This is a genomic window from Neobacillus phoenicis (assembly GCF_047302305.1).
In the GTDB taxonomy this organism is placed as follows: Bacteria; Bacillota; Bacilli; order Bacillales; family Cytobacillaceae; genus Neobacillus.
On sequence record NZ_CP154847.1, the window covers coordinates 1,856,247 to 1,871,910 of the forward strand.

Consider the following 15,664-nt stretch of genomic DNA (forward strand, 5'->3'; position numbering starts at 1 on the left):
CGTAGGAGCGTTCTGCGTTCCCCAAAAGGTTGAAAGGAAGGGAGTTCGGTCACGTAGGAGCGTTCTACGTTCCCCAAAAGGTTGAAAGGAAGGGAGTTCGGTCACGTAGGAGCGTTCTACGTTCCTCAAAAGGTTGAAAGGAAGGGAGTTCGGTCACGTAGGAGCGTTCTACGTTCCTCAATAGGTTGAAAGGAAGGGAGTTCGGTCACGTAGGAGTGCCCTACGTTCCTCAAAAGGTTGAAAGGAAGGGAGTTCAGTCACGTAGGAGCTTTCTTTCTACGTTACTCAAAAGGCTGAAAGTAAGGGAATCGGGTCACATAGGAACAGACAAAATAATCAGACAAAACAAGGAATAGAGCTAAATATATGCAAAAAAACCAGCTTCTAGTCAGAAACTGGTTTTGAGTGCTAAGTATGTAGCCGCCATTGCCGTAAGAAATATAAGAAAGTTTTAAACCACCACTCCTCAAAGTGGGTGTTTTCAGAAGCTTTTCTGCGTGTCCTCCATGTCGTATAGACAGAGGCTTGTCATTCCAGCTTCAATGGTTAAACTCCCTGTTACAGCTTAAAGGTTAAAACTTTATTATGATTACGTACAACGCAGCTTGTATTAGTATATTACCTCAATTATAACGAAATTACAATGCCAAAAGCATCCAAATCTGCTACTTAATAATTTGCAGTTCTTTTGGGAATTTGGTTAATATCTTCGCTCCATCAGCAGTAATAAACACATCATCCTCAATACGCACTCCGGCAACATCAGGGACATAGATTCCTGGTTCAATGGTATAAACCATTCCTTCTTCAATAATCAGCTGATTTGTCTCGGTTAAGGATGGATATTCATGAACACTAATTCCCAGTCCATGACCAAGACGGTGTGGGAAATACTCACCGTAACCGGCATCAGCGATGATTCGACGGGCAGTAAGATCAACTTCTGCTGCGCTAACACCAGGCTTACTTGCTTCTATCGCTGCCAATTGGGCTTTTAATACTGTATCATATATTTCTTTTTGCTTGTCGTTAATGTCGCCATATGCAACAGTTCTTGTGATATCTGAACAATAACGATCCACAACCACACCCAAATCAAATAAAACTAAATCACCTTTTTGAATTTTGGTATTGCCTGGATTCCCATGAGGGGAAGCAGCATTCGCACCGGTCAGAACCATAGTTGAAAAAGACATTTCTGTCACGCCTTTTTGTTTTAAAGCAAACTCTAATGCATTAAGAATCTCTAGCTCTGTTTTCCCTTCCTTGATTTCATTAACCCCGAATTCAACGGCATAATCCGCAAGTGCACAAGCCTCTTCGATAATTTTTAATTCGGAAGCATCTTTTACCATTCGGAGGAGTCTTAGTTTTTCCTCACCTGAAACAAAAGTGGAATGAGGGAATAATCGCAAGAGCTGTTCATACCGTTCTACATTCATATGCTCTTTCTCGATAGCAACCTTTGACACGCGATCCATTCTTTTATTGATAGAATTCAAGATCATTTCCCATGGATTATCAATGTCACTATAGCCGATTAGTTCATGATCCCATCCAGATCGTTTCGCATCATGTACTTCCATCCCTGGGCAAACGAGGAATGGCTCTTCCTCTTGAAAAACAGCGAGGGCAAGTAAGCGTTCATGTGGATCGGTATAGTAGCCGCTTAAATAAAATACATTTTCGGAAGAAGTAACAAAACTAACTTCAATGTCATTCTCCTTCATCCATGCTTGCAGTTTGTTCAATCTTTGATTCATCATTTCTCCCCCTAATTTCAAATCCAATTTGAGAGTAACAATATAAATTTGAATTGTAAACTATCTGAGGTTATCTTGTGCTAAAACAAGTGGTTTATGGGTATAAATTGGAAAAGGGATTTCTATATTTTTGTGGAAGTACTATTAATCAAATATTTGGGGGGATTTAAGAAGATGAAAGTGTCATATCATGGTCATTCAGTTGTCCAAATTCAAACCAATGGAAAAACAATTATCATTGACCCGTTTATTACGGGCAACAGTTTAACAGATTTAACAGTAGACGATGTAAAACCGGATGTTATTATTCTCTCACATGGTCACGGAGATCACGTAGGTGATACGGTGGAGCTTGCTAAAAGAAATGATGCGCTAGTTATTGCAAATGCAGATTTATGCGCATTTTTAAGCTTTCAAGGGGTAAAGACCCATGCCATGCATATCGGAGGGGCCTACCAATTTGATTTTGGAAAGGTAAAGCTGACACAGGCATTCCATGGATCGGGCTATGTCATTGATGGCAGCCAAGAGATTATTTATTGCGGAATGCCCGCTGGTATTCTTTTTATGAATGAAGGCAAAACCATTTACCATGCGGGTGATACGGGGCTCTTCTCAGACATGAAATTAATAGGTGAACGGCATCCGATTGACTTGGCTTTTTTACCAATAGGAGATAATTTTACCATGGGACCGGAAGACGCGGCCTATGCAGCCAAACTGTTAGCAGCCAAAACGGTTGTGCCGATTCATTACAATACATTCCCGCCAATTAAGCAGGATCCAAATAAGTTTTTAGAAATGCTTGATGATAAAAACGGTAAAATCCTTCAACCTGGAGAATCCATCGAAATTTAATCATCTTCTTATGGAATCACAGACTTTTTTTCTCCTCGCTTGCATAAAGATGGAACAAGCAGTCTTTTTATAGGGAGGAAATGAAAGATGAAAAAGAACCGATACTTACTTTGCCTGCTTCTATGTGGCCTTATGCTTTATTTTGCTGTTCCTAGATTATCAATTCATGCAGATGGTCTTCAAGGTATATTCTCATTAGCTTGGCTTGCCTTTGCATTGATGGTCATTGCTGGTAACCTAACAGGGTTGCTTTATAGTCCAAAAAGACAAATACAAAAGCCTCAAGCTGGCCGATTAAAGAAAAAGTCAAGGTCTTTTCTCTGAGAATTAGACAACAATGTGAGAAACCGCATTGAATCAAGGCTTTTAACACTTTATAATAAAATTTAGACTAATCTGGTAGTGTTGCTACCAGATAATGGGAATTCAAATATAAAGGGTGAAGGTCTTGGCTACAAAGCACGAACAAATTTTGCAATATATTGATGGACTTCCTGTGGGGGAAAAAATTTCAGTGCGCCAAATCGCCAAGGCGATGACCGTAAGTGAAGGTACAGCCTATCGAGCGATTAAGGAAGCTGAAAATAAAGGATACGTCAGCACCATTGAAAGAGTAGGAACAATTAGAATTGAGCGTAAGAAGAAAGAAAATATTGAAAAGCTTACCTTTGCGGAAGTAGTAAATATCGTTGATGGGCAGGTCTTAGGCGGAAGAACGGGCTTGCACAAAACACTGAATAAATTTGTTATTGGTGCCATGAAACTTGAAGCTATGATGCGTTATACGGAGGCAGGGAACCTGTTAATTGTCGGTAACCGTACACAAGCGCACGAGTTAGCATTAAAAGCAGGGGCTGCTGTACTGATTACAGGTGGATTTGATTCTGAAGAGCATGTGAAAAAGCTTGCTGATAGTCTTGAGCTGCCTGTGATTTCAACCAGCTACGATACTTTTACTGTGGCTACAATGATTAACCGGGCGATTTATGACCAACTAATCAAAAAGGAAATTATCTTAGTTGAAGATATTTTAACTCCCATAACTGAGACCTATTATTTAAAAACATCAGATAAGGTTTCTAAATGGCATGAGTTTAATCAAGAAACAAAGCACAGTCGCTATCCTGTAGTCGATCAAAATATGAAAATTCAAGGGATGGTAACAAGTAAGGATATTTTAGGACAGGATTTAGACACGTCGATTGATAAGATTATGACGAAGCAGCCAATGACGGTGAATGGAAAAACGAGTGTTGCTTCTACTGCTCATACGATGGTATGGGAGGGAATAGAAGTACTTCCAGTTGCGGACGACTCCAATCGATTAGAAGGAATCATAAGCAGGCAGGACGTATTAAAGGCATTGCAAATGAATCAAAGACAGCCACAGGTTGGAGAAACAATCGATGATATTGTAACAAACCAAATGGTCCTCATTCAGGGTAAGGCAAAAGGAGAAGAAGTATATTCCTGTGAAGTAACCCCTCAAATGACCAACCATCTTGGAACCATTTCATATGGTGTATTTACAACCATTGTGTCTGAAGCCGCTAACCGTGTCCTACGAAGCTACAAAAAGGGAGACCTGGTAGTTGAAAATATGACCATCTACTTTATTAAGCCCGTTCAAATGGAGAGTACCTTAGAAGTATATCCGAAGATACTTGAAGTCGGACGGAAATTCGGAAAGGTAGATGTCGAAGTATTCAACGATGGTATATTGGTTGGAAAAGCGATGATGATGTGTCAATTAATTGATCGTCAATAACAAAAAAGAGGTTGACTCAAGGAGTCGGCCTCTTCGTTTTTTATTTTTGAGCTTCGTAGAGCTTAGCTTCCTCAATCGCAAATGGAAGGTAATGTTTATACTTTTTGAAACCGATCCAGCTGAATACGGCTCCATAGGCGATAAACACGATGGCAACTATATAAGTTAATGTGGTTTCAGCTATAAATATCAGGTGGTTTACACCGAAAAGAAAGACAAAAAGCCCTAGTGCTATATTTGATTTCGCAGAAAGCCACTTCTTTTCTACTTCACGGTTGCTTCTAAAGTATTTTGTCTTATAAAATAAGTAGAAAGCAAATAATATGACAATTAAGACAGCAAATGCAAACATGATTGGTTCCTCCAAGTTTTGAAAATCATTATTATTTTACCTTTTTTTTTATAAAAATGCCATGATTGGTTCTAAGGAGTAATGTTTATGATTAAGCAAATTCTAGAGACAATAGAACAATATGAAACCATCATTGTTCATCGACATGTCCGACCTGACCCGGATGCCTATGGTTCACAGGGTGGACTGGTAGCTATTTTACAAGAGTCTTATCCAGATAAAAAGATTTACGCAGTGGGCCAAGAGGAACCAACTCTTCATTTTATGCGCAGACTGGATGTGATTGAGGATGAGCTATACAAGGGTGCCTTAGTCATTGTTTGTGATACAGCAAATGCAGCAAGAATTTGTGATGACCGATACAAATTAGGTGATAAGCTTATAAAAATTGATCATCATCCAAATGAAGATCCATATGGTGATTTATTATGGGTAGACACAAGTGCCAGTTCCTGCAGTGAGATGATTTATGAGTTTTATTTAACCGGTAAAGAAAAAGGGTTAAAGATGAATGATGAAGCAGCAAGACTGCTATTCGCTGGTATTGTCGGTGATACAGGAAGATTTCTTTTTCCGAGCACTACAGAGAAAACCTTTGCTTATGCAGGAGAACTAATCCATTATCATTTCTCCCGTACGGAAGTATTCGATAAGATGTATGAGTTGGATGCACATATCATCAAGTTAAACGGCTATATCCTTCAGAACTTTGAACTTCAGGAAAACGGAGTCGCATCCGTTATGCTTACGAAGGAATTGTTAAAGGAATATGGAGCAAGACCAGCAGAGGCTTCATTACTAGTGGGGATTTTAGGAAATGTAAAAGGAATTAAAGCATGGGTCTTTTTTATTGAAGAGGAAGACCAAATTAGGGTTCGTCTTCGTTCAAAGGGACCAGTTATCAATGGTGTAGCTAGGAAGTTTAATGGTGGAGGGCACCCTCTTGCATCAGGAGCTTCCATTTATTCCTGGGATGAAGTAGATCATGTTTTAAAAGAACTAGATGAGGTTTGCCGGAATTATACAAAATAGGATGAATGCTAAAAAGAAGGGCTGACCTAAAAAGGGTCAGCCTTAATCTTACTCAAATTGAATCTCAAGTTGTATAGATAAGTTGGTGTAAATTACCATTTCTTTCACTTTAAGTTTGTATCGTTTATCATTGATTTTAATTGGTTTATTTTCAATTATTTTTTTCAGGAGATCCTTACTTTTATAGACAGTATCTAGATCCTTTGCAAGCATCATACTGATATCATCTTTTACGGAGTCTTCTGTCTCTGAAACACTGAGTAAATCTAGCTTATATTTTTCCCAGTTTGTAATCTTTATATTTATTTTTTGGACTGTCAGCTGTTCGATATTCCGCTTATTCATTTCCTTATATTCTTCCTGCCAAATTTTTTTTTCTTCGTTTAGATCAATAATCTTCTGTTGCTGTATCCGTAATAATTCTGTGTTTTCTTCCTGCCATACCCCGTAAATATATAGAAAGATACACCAGCTTATTGCACCGCCTACTGCGGCACCTGCAAAAAAACGCTGCCAGGAGGGTCTTCGATAATAGGGTGGAATCCTCATGATGAAATATGCTCCTGTGTTAACCAATTGATGATTAGGGCACCTGTTTGTGCGCCGCCTAATGCGGAAAGTATTAATAAAAATTGTTTAAAAATATCTTTAGTATCTGCATTAAATAAGCCCCGTTCAAAGGTATAAACCGTATCGAATGTACCTCCTATTGCTGCTACGATTGCCCAAATTCTGAGTGCTGCAGATAAGCGATAGACGGTTGTCAGAGGAGGTTGTCCCGTTAAAAAAGAAGCAATTCCGCCAATAAGTGACCCCCCAAGTACAACTCCTAAAGCAATAAAGTAGCTTTCTATAAATGTAGGAAAAAAACCAATTTCTTTCATCCCTTCAACCGCCTCTTAACATTATAAAGACTCATATATCATTTATATGGACATGTATGTACATTTATGTTTTTTGATTACTTTAATGTTAAGAATGAGAACATATTTTCTTTTTTTGAGATTAAGTTTTATAATAATTAATAGATTAAGTTAAGGAACGGTGTAGCATTATGTCTTTTATTCACCTTCATGTATATAGTGCCTATAGTTTGTTGACGAGTACAGCCTCTGTCCCAGAGTTAATTAATACTGCACAAAAAAATGGGTTTACTGCGCTTGCTTTAACCGACAGAAATGTGATGTACGGTGCAATTGAGTTTTATAAATTGTGTAAGAAGAAAAATATAAAACCAATATTGGGATTAACTGTAGATGTGGAAAGTGAAATTACTGCGAACGAATCCTATCCTCTCGTTTTACTTGCAGAAAATGAAATAGGCTTTAAAAATCTGTTGAAAATATCCAGTGCTGTTCAAACAAAATCAAATCACGGGATCCCACAAAAATGGTTAAAACATTATGCGGAAGGGATTATTGCCTTAACACCTGGAACAGAGGGTGAAATTGAACAATCAATCATTCATGGCAACGTTGAATCAGCTAGGAATCTAACTAAAAAATTAGCTGCTATTTTCGGTAACGGGAACTTTTTTCTCTCCATCCAGAATCATGAGTTAGAGCAAGAAGCTGTAGTTAACAACCAATTGAGACAAATAAGTAACGAGTTAAATATTCCTCTCGTTGCTACCAATCAAGTACATTACTTAGAAAGAGAAGATATGTTTGCCCATGAATGCCTGTTAGCTATTAAAAATGGAGATAAGCTACAGGACGATCATCGAGAAAAATTAAATGGTGACCAATATTTTTTGAAAACGGCAGCGGAAATGGTAAATACCTTTTCTGAGATACCTGATGCTTTGGAGAATACACTGCACATTGCCAATCGGTGTAATGTAAACATTGAACTAAACAAAACCTACTTACCTTCATTTCCAACCGAAAACAATACGCCTGCAGATGAATATTTAGAAATGTTATGTAAGCAGGGATTAAGTGAGCGGGTCTCTTCACTTGAAAAGGATTATTTTGAACGGCTATCCTATGAACTTTCTGTTATTAAACGGATGAATTTTAGCAATTACTTTTTAATTGTTTGGGATTTTATGAGGTATGCACGGGAAAATGGAATTTTAACAGGACCAGGAAGGGGATCAGCTGCCGGTTCACTTGTTGCTTATGTTTTGTACATTACCGATGTGAATCCAATTGAACATCAGCTTCTTTTTGAACGATTTTTAAATCCTGAACGCATTTCTATGCCCGATATTGATATCGATTTTCCTGATCATCGTCGTGAAGAGGTCATTGAATATGTTGCCGAGAAATATGGAAAGCTGCATGTTGCTCAGATTGTTACCTTTGGAACGCTCGCTGCCAAAGCAGCGCTTCGAGATGTAGGAAGAGTTTTTGGATTAAATTCGAAAGAATTAGAGCAGTTATCAAGATTTGTTCCGTCCCGATTAGGAATAGACTTACAATCTACCTATAAAGAATCTGAACCGTTTAGAAGATTTGTCAATGAAAGTCCAATGAACCAAAAGCTTTTTCATGTTGCTGTGAAGCTTGAGGGGCTTCCACGCCACACATCCACACATGCGGCAGGTGTGGTCATTAGCGAGAAACCCCTAATAGAATTGATTCCTATTCAACAAGGATCGTCTGATGTTTATTTAACACAATACTCGATGGAATACCTTGAGGAAATCGGCCTGCTTAAGATGGATTTTCTTGGTTTGCGAAATTTATCTTTAATTGAATCAATTTTGACTTCAATTTATCGCAGCACCAAACGGCGAATCGATATAGGTTCCATTCCTCTAAATGACCCCGAGACCTTTCAATTATTAGCTAGGGGTGAGACAACAGGAATTTTCCAACTAGAATCAGAAGGGATGAGGAAGGTATTAACTCGTCTAAAGCCTTCCAGGTTTGAAGATATTGTTGCGGTTAATGCATTATACCGACCTGGTCCAATGGAAAATATCCCGCTATTTATTGAACGGAAACATGGCGTTAAAACCGTGGAATACCCCCACCCAAATTTGAAGCCGATTCTTGAGAATACTTATGGTGTTATTGTGTACCAAGAACAAATCATGCAGATTGCCTCCACAATGGCAGGGTTCTCTCTAGGGGAAGCAGATCTTTTAAGAAGAGCGGTTGGGAAAAAGCAAAAAGAGGTGCTAGACAAAGAGAGAAATCATTTTGTTCAAGGAGCACTTCAAAAGGGATATAACCAGTCCCTAGCAAATGAGATTTACGATTTGATTGTGCGCTTTGCCAATTATGGATTTAACAGAAGCCATGCGGTTGCCTACAGTATGATTGCCTATCAGTTGGCCTATTTAAAAGCCAACTATCCTATGTTTTTTATGGCAGGTCTGCTTACCTCTGTTATTGGTAACGAAACAAAAATAGCTCAATACATTATGGAAACAAAACAAAAGGAAATGACCATTTTGCCTCCATCCATTAATTATAGTGTATTCTCCTTCCAAGTAGAGAAAGCGGGAATTCGTTACAGCCTGGCAGCTATTAAAGGCGTAGGGGCTGCTGCCTTAAAGGAAATCTTTCAAGCAAGGAAGCAGAAAAAATTTGATGACCTCTTTGATTTTTGCATCCGAGTTTCTTCGAAGGCCATTAATCGAAAAACACTAGAGTATCTTGTTCACTCAGGCTGTTTTGATGAGTTTGGTGAGGACCGTGCAGTTCTTCTCGCTAGTTTAGATGTTGCAATCGAGCATGCACAAATTTTTAAACCTGATGATTCAAGCCAATTTGACTTGTTTGAAGATGAATTTATGCTTAAGCCAAAATATGTTCAAGTCGATCCTATCAGTCTTGAGCACAAACTGGTTTTTGAGAAAGAGGCACTGGGTTTTTACCTTTCTGATCATCCTATCTCGATTTATGAAAAAGAGCTTAAAAGACGAGGAGCCACGGTGTTATTTAATTTAAGAAATGATGATAAAAGGGTTTCATCGGGTGTGTATATTTCAGCAATGAAGGCAATCCGGACGAAAAAAGGAGATTCGATGGCCTTTTTAACTGTGAGCGATGGAAGCGGAGAAATGGAAGCAGTGGCATTTCCAAATGTATATAAAAAGTACCAAGCCTATTTAGGACAAGGGAATTTCGTATTAATAGAAGGTAAAATAGAGGATCGAGAAGGAAAGTTGCAATTTATAATTCAACAAGTGTTTGATCTAGAACAATGGCTACAAACACAGTCTCTAAAACAACCAATATTATATTTGAAAATTTCTACAGAATTGCAAGATGAGAACATTCTAAATAAGATAAAACAGCTTTTGACGGAATACAAAGGGGACGCATCCGTTATTTTACATGATGAAGCGACTCGAAAAACCGTTAAATTAGGCGCTGAAAATCAGGTTCAACCAACCCCGGAATTACAGCAAAAATTAAGAATGATCCTTGGGGAAAAAAATGTGGTGCTGAGAGTTTAATCTTTACAACTATGGCAGATATGTTATAGTGATAATGAGACAAGTGTGGTCTGACCACTATTGATGAACTTAATTTTAATGAACTTATTTATCTATTGTAATCATTTTAAGGGGTGACATATTTTGACTTTACGTGAAGAAGCATTACACATGCATCGCATTAATAAAGGAAAATTAGAGTCAAAATCAAAAGTTCCTGTGCGGAATGCTCAGGATTTAAGTTTGGCATATTCTCCAGGTGTGGCAGAGCCATGTAAAGATATATATGAAAAGCCAGAGATGGTTTACGAGTATACAATGAAAGGAAACATGGTGGCTGTTGTTTCCGATGGTACAGCAGTATTAGGTCTAGGCAATATTGGACCAGAAGCAGCCCTGCCGGTTATGGAAGGGAAAGCCGTATTATTTAAAAGCTTTGCTGGTGTAGATGCATTTCCAATCTGTTTAAACACGACTGATGTAGATAAGATTGTTGAAACGGTCAAGCTTCTTGAACCAACCTTCGGGGGCGTAAATCTTGAAGATATCGCTGCTCCAAATTGTTTTGTTATTGAAGAAAGACTAAAAAAAGAAACAAATATCCCAATTTTTCATGACGATCAGCATGGAACAGCCATTGTTACTGTGGCCGGCCTCGTTAATGCATTAAAATTAGTTGGCAAGAAGATGACTGAAATTAAAGTAGTCGCAAACGGTGCAGGTGCTGCAGGAATTGCGATTATTAAATTACTATATAGCTATGGTGTACGAGACATTATTATGTGTGATACAAAGGGAGCCATTTATGAAGGTCGCCCACAGGGAATGAATGCAGTTAAAGCAGAAGTAGCAAAGTATACCAATCGTGATAGCTTATCGGGCAGTCTTGCGGATGTTATTAAAGGCGCAGATGTTTTTATTGGTGTATCTGTGGCGGGTGCTTTAACGAAGGAAATGGTTGCATCAATGAATCCTGATTCCATTATTTTTGCCATGGCTAATCCAGTCCCTGAAATCATGCCGGAAGAAGCAAAAGAGGCTGGAGCAAAGGTAGTTGGGACAGGCCGTTCTGATTTTCCAAACCAAGTAAACAATGTTCTTGCCTTTCCTGGCATTTTCCGTGGTGCACTTGATGTTCGTGCTACACATATTAACGAAAAAATGAAAGTGGCGGCTGTTGAAGCGATTGCGAACTTAATCAATGAGGACGAGCTCAATGCAGACTATGTGATTCCAGCACCTTTCGACCCAAGAGTTGCCCCTGATGTAGCAGCTGCGGTAGCGAAAGCGGCAATGGAAACAGGTGTTGCCCGCCTAAAGGTTGACCCAGAGGATGTAAAAGAAAAAACACAGAGGCTCGCTATTATTGGTAAAAGTGAGTGATTAAGTAAGTGACAAATACAAAAGTATATATAGAGATTGTAAAGCAACTTCGAGAAATGATTACAATGGATGGTCTAAAAACCGGAGATAAAATTCCTTCTGAACGTGAATTGTCTGAGCGCCTGAATTTCGGGCGCTCTTCCGTTCGAGAAGCCTTACGAGCATTGGAATTACTTGGATTAATTGAAACACGTAGAGGTGAAGGGACTTTTATTCGAGATTTTCGCGGACATCAGCTAGTACAGCTCCTCAGCACATTCATTCTGCAGGATGAAAAAGCAATACGAGATGTGTATGAGACAAAAAATTATATTGAGATGGACTGTCTCCGACTAGCTATCCAGCGAATGGACAATCTAACGATTGATCATATGAAAGAATGGGTAAATAAATCAGATTGTGTACAAGATGATGAATTTTTTTATCAAATCATAGAGATGGCTGATAACCATCTATTTTTAAGATTGTGGGGAATATTAAAGGAATATTATTATTCTTTAGATTTTCCACACAGGGATTATAAGAAAGAAAACTATTTACTAATACTTGAAGCATTAGCTACAAAAGATGAATCAAAAACAGTTGCTGCTTATTATGAGCTTCGAAATTTGTCATGTTTTAACGACAAAAACTAACAGATTTTGAATTCTATTTATTTTATAGTGAAATGATACAGGCCCTCTTATCAAGGGTATTTTTTACCGGATGGTGGTCTGACCACTTATGACGGATAGGTATGAAGTTGATGTAGGATAGAAAGACTTCTAGATAGAATTAGATGGAGAATCTTGCTAAATGGCAGGAGCTTTCACAAGGGAGGTTTCATTTTGGCGCTTAAAGATCTTTTTTCAAAAAATCACACGAAGAAGAAGAAATATGCAACAATTCCAACAGAAACAGCTAAAAATGACGTACCTGAAGGGATTATGACAAAGTGTACTTCATGTAAAAAAATCATGTACACAAAGGAATTAGTAAAAAACTTTAAAGTTTGTTTACATTGTGGTTTTCATTTTCAAATGAACTCATCTGAGCGGATTAACAGCTTTTTAGATGAAGGAAGCTTTGAAGAAATTAATGAGGACATGATCTCTGAGAACCCACTTGGTTTTCCGGATTATCTGGAGAAGCTAGAAAAAGACCGACAAAAAAGTAAGTTGAATGAGGCTGTTGTAACAGGTGTAGGAACCGTAAATGGCCATAAAATTGTATTGGCAATAATGGATGCCTCTTTCCGCATGGGAAGTATGGGTTCTGTCGTGGGTGAAAAAATCACCCGTGCAATTGAAAAAGCCGACGAACTATCCCTGCCTTTTATTATTTTTACCGCTTCTGGTGGTGCCAGAATGCAGGAGGGTGCATTGAGTTTAATGCAAATGGCAAAAACAAGTGTCGCGTTAAAGAGGTTTAGTGAAAATGGTGGTCTAATTATATCTATCATGACACATCCTACGACTGGCGGGGTATCAGCGAGTTTTGCTTCATTAGGTGATTTTAATTTTGCTGAACCAGGAGCACTCATTGCCTTTGCAGGACGACGCGTAATTGAACAATCCATAAGAGAAGAATTACCTGAAGATTTTCAAACAGCGGAGTTCCTATTAAAGCACGGGCAGCTAGATGCGATTATTTCACGTGAGGACTTAGTAGAGAAGATCACAAACATATTAGAAATTCATCAACCTGGAGGTGAGCTCAAATGGTAGGCGAATTAGAATTTGAACGTCCAATAGTGGAGTTAAGAAGAAAAATTACCGAACTAAAAGAGTTCACTAAAACAGCAGATGTCGATCTAAGTTCGGAAATTATTAAGTTAGAAGCTCGACTTGAAAAGTTGGAGCAGGATATATATGAAAATATTAAACCATGGGATCGTGTACAGATTGCCCGTCATCCAAATAGACCCACAACGCTTGATTATATTTCTTATCTTTTTGAGGATTTCTTTGAGTTACATGGCGATCGGACCTTTGCAGATGACGAAGCCATCGTAGGAGGAGTTGCCAAGTTTAAGGGATTGCCCGTAACGGTTATTGGTCACCAACGAGGAAAAGACACGAAAGAAAATATCCGCAGAAACTTTGGAATGCCGCACCCTGAAGGATATCGAAAAGCACTTCGTCTCATGAAGCAGGCTGATAAATTTAACCGGCCAATTATCTGTTTTATTGATACGAAGGGAGCATATCCAGGTAAGGCTGCCGAAGAAAGAGGCCAGAGTGAAGCCATTGCACGAAATTTATTTGAAATGGCGGGCCTTCGCGTTCCTGTGATTTGTATTGTTATTGGAGAAGGCGGAAGTGGTGGTGCTCTTGCACTTGGAGTGGGTAACCGAATCCACATGCTGGAAAACTCTACCTACTCGGTTATTTCCCCGGAAGGAGCGGCAGCTATTCTATGGAAGGATGCATCCTTAGCTAAAAATGCTGCGGAAACAATGAAAATCACTGCTCCCGATTTGAAAGAACTGGGAGTAATCGATGAAATTATCCCTGAAATTAAAGGCGGGGCACATAAGGATGTTAAACAGCAATCAAAAGAAATTGAAAAATGTCTGGTGTCGTCGCTTAAACAACTTCTTAAGCTATCAGAGGATGAATTAATTGCAGATCGATATAACCGCTTTAGGACAATTGGCGAATACACAATAGTTAATGATTACATTGGTGCTAAATAAAAAAATCGTGCTCCTAGGGGCACGATTTTTTCGTTGTTTAGGAAATTGTAAATAGGTCCGAGTGTGGATAACTGAACTAGTTGTCCGAATCTAGCTCCAGCGCCTAGCCCCTCGGGGCAAATAACCTTCGGCAAGAAAAGTCAAAAGGCGGACTTTTCCCGCCGAAGAACATTTGCCTGTCGGAGCTGAACGAGGCGCTTCCGCATTTTGTTCCGTTCACATAATGTTCAAGGAAATTTCTATGAAAAGTTAATGATGACGCTTTCAATTGCAAATAAAACGCTTTCAGTTCACTAATTATTCCGTCTATTATAATTACTAATATGAATCGGTTGTTAAGGTGATTTCTTCGTGTTATTTTATAAATATTCGTAGGTTTTATGTTAATAATAAAGGAAGTACATCCTGATATAATCTATTGTTATTAACATTCGTATACAGAGGGTTTCTTAATCATTGATTGAGGTGATAGGTGTGAAAAGAATTGGAGTACTAACGAGCGGTGGAGATTCGCCAGGGATGAATCCGGCCATTCGTGCCGTTGTGCGAAAAGCAATTTATCATAATGTAGAGGTTTACGGTATTTATGGCGGTTATGCAGGATTAATTTCTGGTAATATAAAAAAGCTTGAGCTAGGTTCAGTTGGTGATATCATTCACCGTGGCGGTACCATGTTGCATTCAGCTCGCTGTTTAGAATTTAAAACAAAAGAAGGACAGCAGCAAGGAATAGACCAAATGAAAGCTCATGGAATTGAAGGGCTTGTCGTTATCGGTGGGGATGGTTCCTATCGTGGAGCAAAAGCATTAACAGAACAAGGCTTTCCTTGTGTCGGTGTACCTGGCACGATTGATAACGATATTCCAGGTACAGAGCTTACAATAGGCTTTGATACCGCGTTAAATACAGTAATTGATGCAGTAGATAAAATTCGTGATACAGCTACCTCCCATGAAAGAACGTTTGTAATTGAAGTAATGGGACGCGATGCGGGCGATATTGCTTTATGGGCGGGTCTAGCTGGTGGAGCAGAAACCATCTTAATTCCTGAAGAAAACTATGATATGAATGAAATTGCCGAAAGACTTCGCAAAGGGCAAGAGCGTGGTAAAAAGCATAGTATCATTATTGTGGCTGAAGGAGTCTGCAGTGGAGTTGAATTCGCTAAGCAGCTGTCAGAAGCAACTAGCTTTGATACTAGAGTTTCAGTGTTAGGCCATATCCAGCGTGGGGGTTCTCCAACTGCAGCTGACCGAGTACTTGCCAGCCGCTTAGGTGCAAGGGCAGTAGAACTTTTAATCGAAGGAAAAGGCGGCCGTGCAGTAGGTATTGAAAAGAATCAACTTGTTGATTATGACATCATTGAAGCTTTAGGAAGAAAACATACATTGGATCTTGAACTTTTCAAATTGTCAAAGGAATTATCAATTTAAA

At 38.8% G+C, this 15,664-nt stretch carries 14 protein-coding genes and 1 other RNA gene; 10 read left to right on the top strand and 5 right to left on the bottom strand.

Translation table 11 applies throughout. The annotated features are described in order from the left end of the window. Window positions 1-413: 413 nt before the first annotated feature. Window positions 414-610, bottom strand: a non-coding RNA gene (ssrS, locus tag AA0X95_RS09550) — 6S RNA. 55 nt (window positions 611-665) lie between these two features. Then, a complete protein-coding gene (locus tag AA0X95_RS09555; protein ID WP_413309928.1) occupies window positions 666-1,763 on the bottom strand; it encodes a M24 family metallopeptidase in 1,098 nt (365 codons plus the stop codon). Window positions 1,764-1,937: 174 nt separating this feature from the next. Between AA0X95_RS09555 and AA0X95_RS09560 the strand changes: the two genes are divergently transcribed. From AA0X95_RS09560 to AA0X95_RS09570, 3 genes are all read left to right on the top strand, one after another. Further along, a complete protein-coding gene (locus AA0X95_RS09560; RefSeq protein ID WP_413308291.1) occupies window positions 1,938-2,621 on the top strand; it encodes a metal-dependent hydrolase in 684 nt (227 codons plus the stop codon). Between the two features lie 87 nt (window positions 2,622-2,708). Next, a complete protein-coding gene (locus AA0X95_RS09565; protein ID WP_413308293.1) occupies window positions 2,709-2,945 on the top strand; it encodes a hypothetical protein in 237 nt (78 codons plus the stop codon). A gap of 124 nt (window positions 2,946-3,069) precedes the next feature. Continuing rightward, window positions 3,070-4,389: a DRTGG domain-containing protein gene (locus AA0X95_RS09570; RefSeq protein WP_413308295.1), complete on the top strand. Its 1,320-nt coding sequence runs from the start codon at window positions 3,070-3,072 to the stop codon at window positions 4,387-4,389. Window positions 4,390-4,429: 40 nt separating this feature from the next. On the opposite strand, the gene AA0X95_RS09575 is transcribed toward AA0X95_RS09570, so the two are convergent. Then, a complete protein-coding gene (locus AA0X95_RS09575) occupies window positions 4,430-4,741 on the bottom strand; it encodes a YtpI family protein (RefSeq protein WP_413308297.1) in 312 nt (103 codons plus the stop codon). A gap of 87 nt (window positions 4,742-4,828) precedes the next feature. On the opposite strand from AA0X95_RS09575, the gene AA0X95_RS09580 reads away from it, so the two are divergent. Continuing rightward, window positions 4,829-5,773 (top strand): DHH family phosphoesterase, encoded by a 945-nt coding sequence (locus tag AA0X95_RS09580; RefSeq protein ID WP_413308299.1) that lies wholly within the window; start codon window positions 4,829-4,831, stop codon window positions 5,771-5,773. A gap of 48 nt (window positions 5,774-5,821) precedes the next feature. Here the strand turns inward: AA0X95_RS09580 and ytrI are convergent, their stop codons facing one another. Both ytrI and AA0X95_RS09590 read right to left on the bottom strand, forming a co-directional pair. Next, on the bottom strand, window positions 5,822-6,322 hold the full coding sequence (ytrI, locus tag AA0X95_RS09585) for a sporulation membrane protein YtrI (RefSeq protein WP_309860169.1): 501 nt from the start codon (window positions 6,320-6,322) through the stop codon (window positions 5,822-5,824). Then, window positions 6,319-6,657, bottom strand: coding sequence for a YtrH family sporulation protein (locus tag AA0X95_RS09590; RefSeq protein ID WP_308082916.1), 339 nt, complete (start codon window positions 6,655-6,657; stop codon window positions 6,319-6,321). The genes ytrI and AA0X95_RS09590 overlap by 4 nt, the downstream gene beginning before the upstream one ends. Window positions 6,658-6,827: 170 nt before the next feature. Between AA0X95_RS09590 and dnaE the strand changes: the two genes are divergently transcribed. From dnaE to pfkA, 6 genes are all read left to right on the top strand, one after another. Beyond that, the gene (gene dnaE / locus AA0X95_RS09595; RefSeq protein ID WP_413308302.1) at window positions 6,828-10,190 is read left to right on the top strand and encodes a DNA polymerase III subunit alpha; all 3,363 of its coding nucleotides are present in this window, start codon (window positions 6,828-6,830) and stop codon (window positions 10,188-10,190) included. 123 nt (window positions 10,191-10,313) lie between these two features. Next, on the top strand, window positions 10,314-11,552 hold the full coding sequence (locus tag AA0X95_RS09600; RefSeq protein WP_413308304.1) for an NAD(P)-dependent malic enzyme: 1,239 nt from the start codon (window positions 10,314-10,316) through the stop codon (window positions 11,550-11,552). An 8-nt stretch (window positions 11,553-11,560) separates the two neighbouring features. After that, window positions 11,561-12,187, top strand: coding sequence for a FadR/GntR family transcriptional regulator (locus AA0X95_RS09605; RefSeq protein ID WP_413308306.1), 627 nt, complete (start codon window positions 11,561-11,563; stop codon window positions 12,185-12,187). 192 nt (window positions 12,188-12,379) lie between these two features. Beyond that, window positions 12,380-13,258, top strand: coding sequence for an acetyl-CoA carboxylase, carboxyltransferase subunit beta (gene accD, locus AA0X95_RS09610; RefSeq protein ID WP_413308308.1), 879 nt, complete (start codon window positions 12,380-12,382; stop codon window positions 13,256-13,258). After that, the gene (gene accA / locus AA0X95_RS09615; RefSeq protein WP_413308310.1) at window positions 13,252-14,229 is read left to right on the top strand and encodes an acetyl-CoA carboxylase carboxyl transferase subunit alpha; all 978 of its coding nucleotides are present in this window, start codon (window positions 13,252-13,254) and stop codon (window positions 14,227-14,229) included. The genes accD and accA overlap by 7 nt, the downstream gene beginning before the upstream one ends. A gap of 474 nt (window positions 14,230-14,703) precedes the next feature. Continuing rightward, on the top strand, window positions 14,704-15,663 hold the full coding sequence (gene pfkA, locus AA0X95_RS09620; protein ID WP_413308312.1) for a 6-phosphofructokinase: 960 nt from the start codon (window positions 14,704-14,706) through the stop codon (window positions 15,661-15,663). The last annotated feature ends 1 nt before the right edge of the window (window position 15,664 follow it).

Excerpts from the sequence above, each read along its gene's own strand:
- AA0X95_RS09555 (WP_413309928.1), bottom strand. The coding sequence starts at position 1,763 with ATGAATCAAAGATTGAACAAACTGCAAGCATGGATGAAGGAGAATGAC.
- AA0X95_RS09560 (WP_413308291.1), top strand. The coding sequence starts at position 1,938 with ATGAAAGTGTCATATCATGGTCATTCAGTTGTCCAAATTCAAACCAAT.
- AA0X95_RS09565 (WP_413308293.1), top strand. The coding sequence starts at position 2,709 with ATGAAAAAGAACCGATACTTACTTTGCCTGCTTCTATGTGGCCTTATG.
- AA0X95_RS09575 (WP_413308297.1), bottom strand. The coding sequence starts at position 4,741 with ATGTTTGCATTTGCTGTCTTAATTGTCATATTATTTGCTTTCTACTTA.
- AA0X95_RS09580 (WP_413308299.1), top strand. The coding sequence starts at position 4,829 with ATGATTAAGCAAATTCTAGAGACAATAGAACAATATGAAACCATCATT.
- ytrI (WP_309860169.1), bottom strand. The coding sequence starts at position 6,322 with ATGAGGATTCCACCCTATTATCGAAGACCCTCCTGGCAGCGTTTTTTT.
- AA0X95_RS09590 (WP_308082916.1), bottom strand. The coding sequence starts at position 6,657 with ATGAAAGAAATTGGTTTTTTTCCTACATTTATAGAAAGCTACTTTATT.
- dnaE (WP_413308302.1), top strand. The coding sequence starts at position 6,828 with ATGTCTTTTATTCACCTTCATGTATATAGTGCCTATAGTTTGTTGACG.
- accA (WP_413308310.1), top strand. The coding sequence starts at position 13,252 with ATGGTAGGCGAATTAGAATTTGAACGTCCAATAGTGGAGTTAAGAAGA.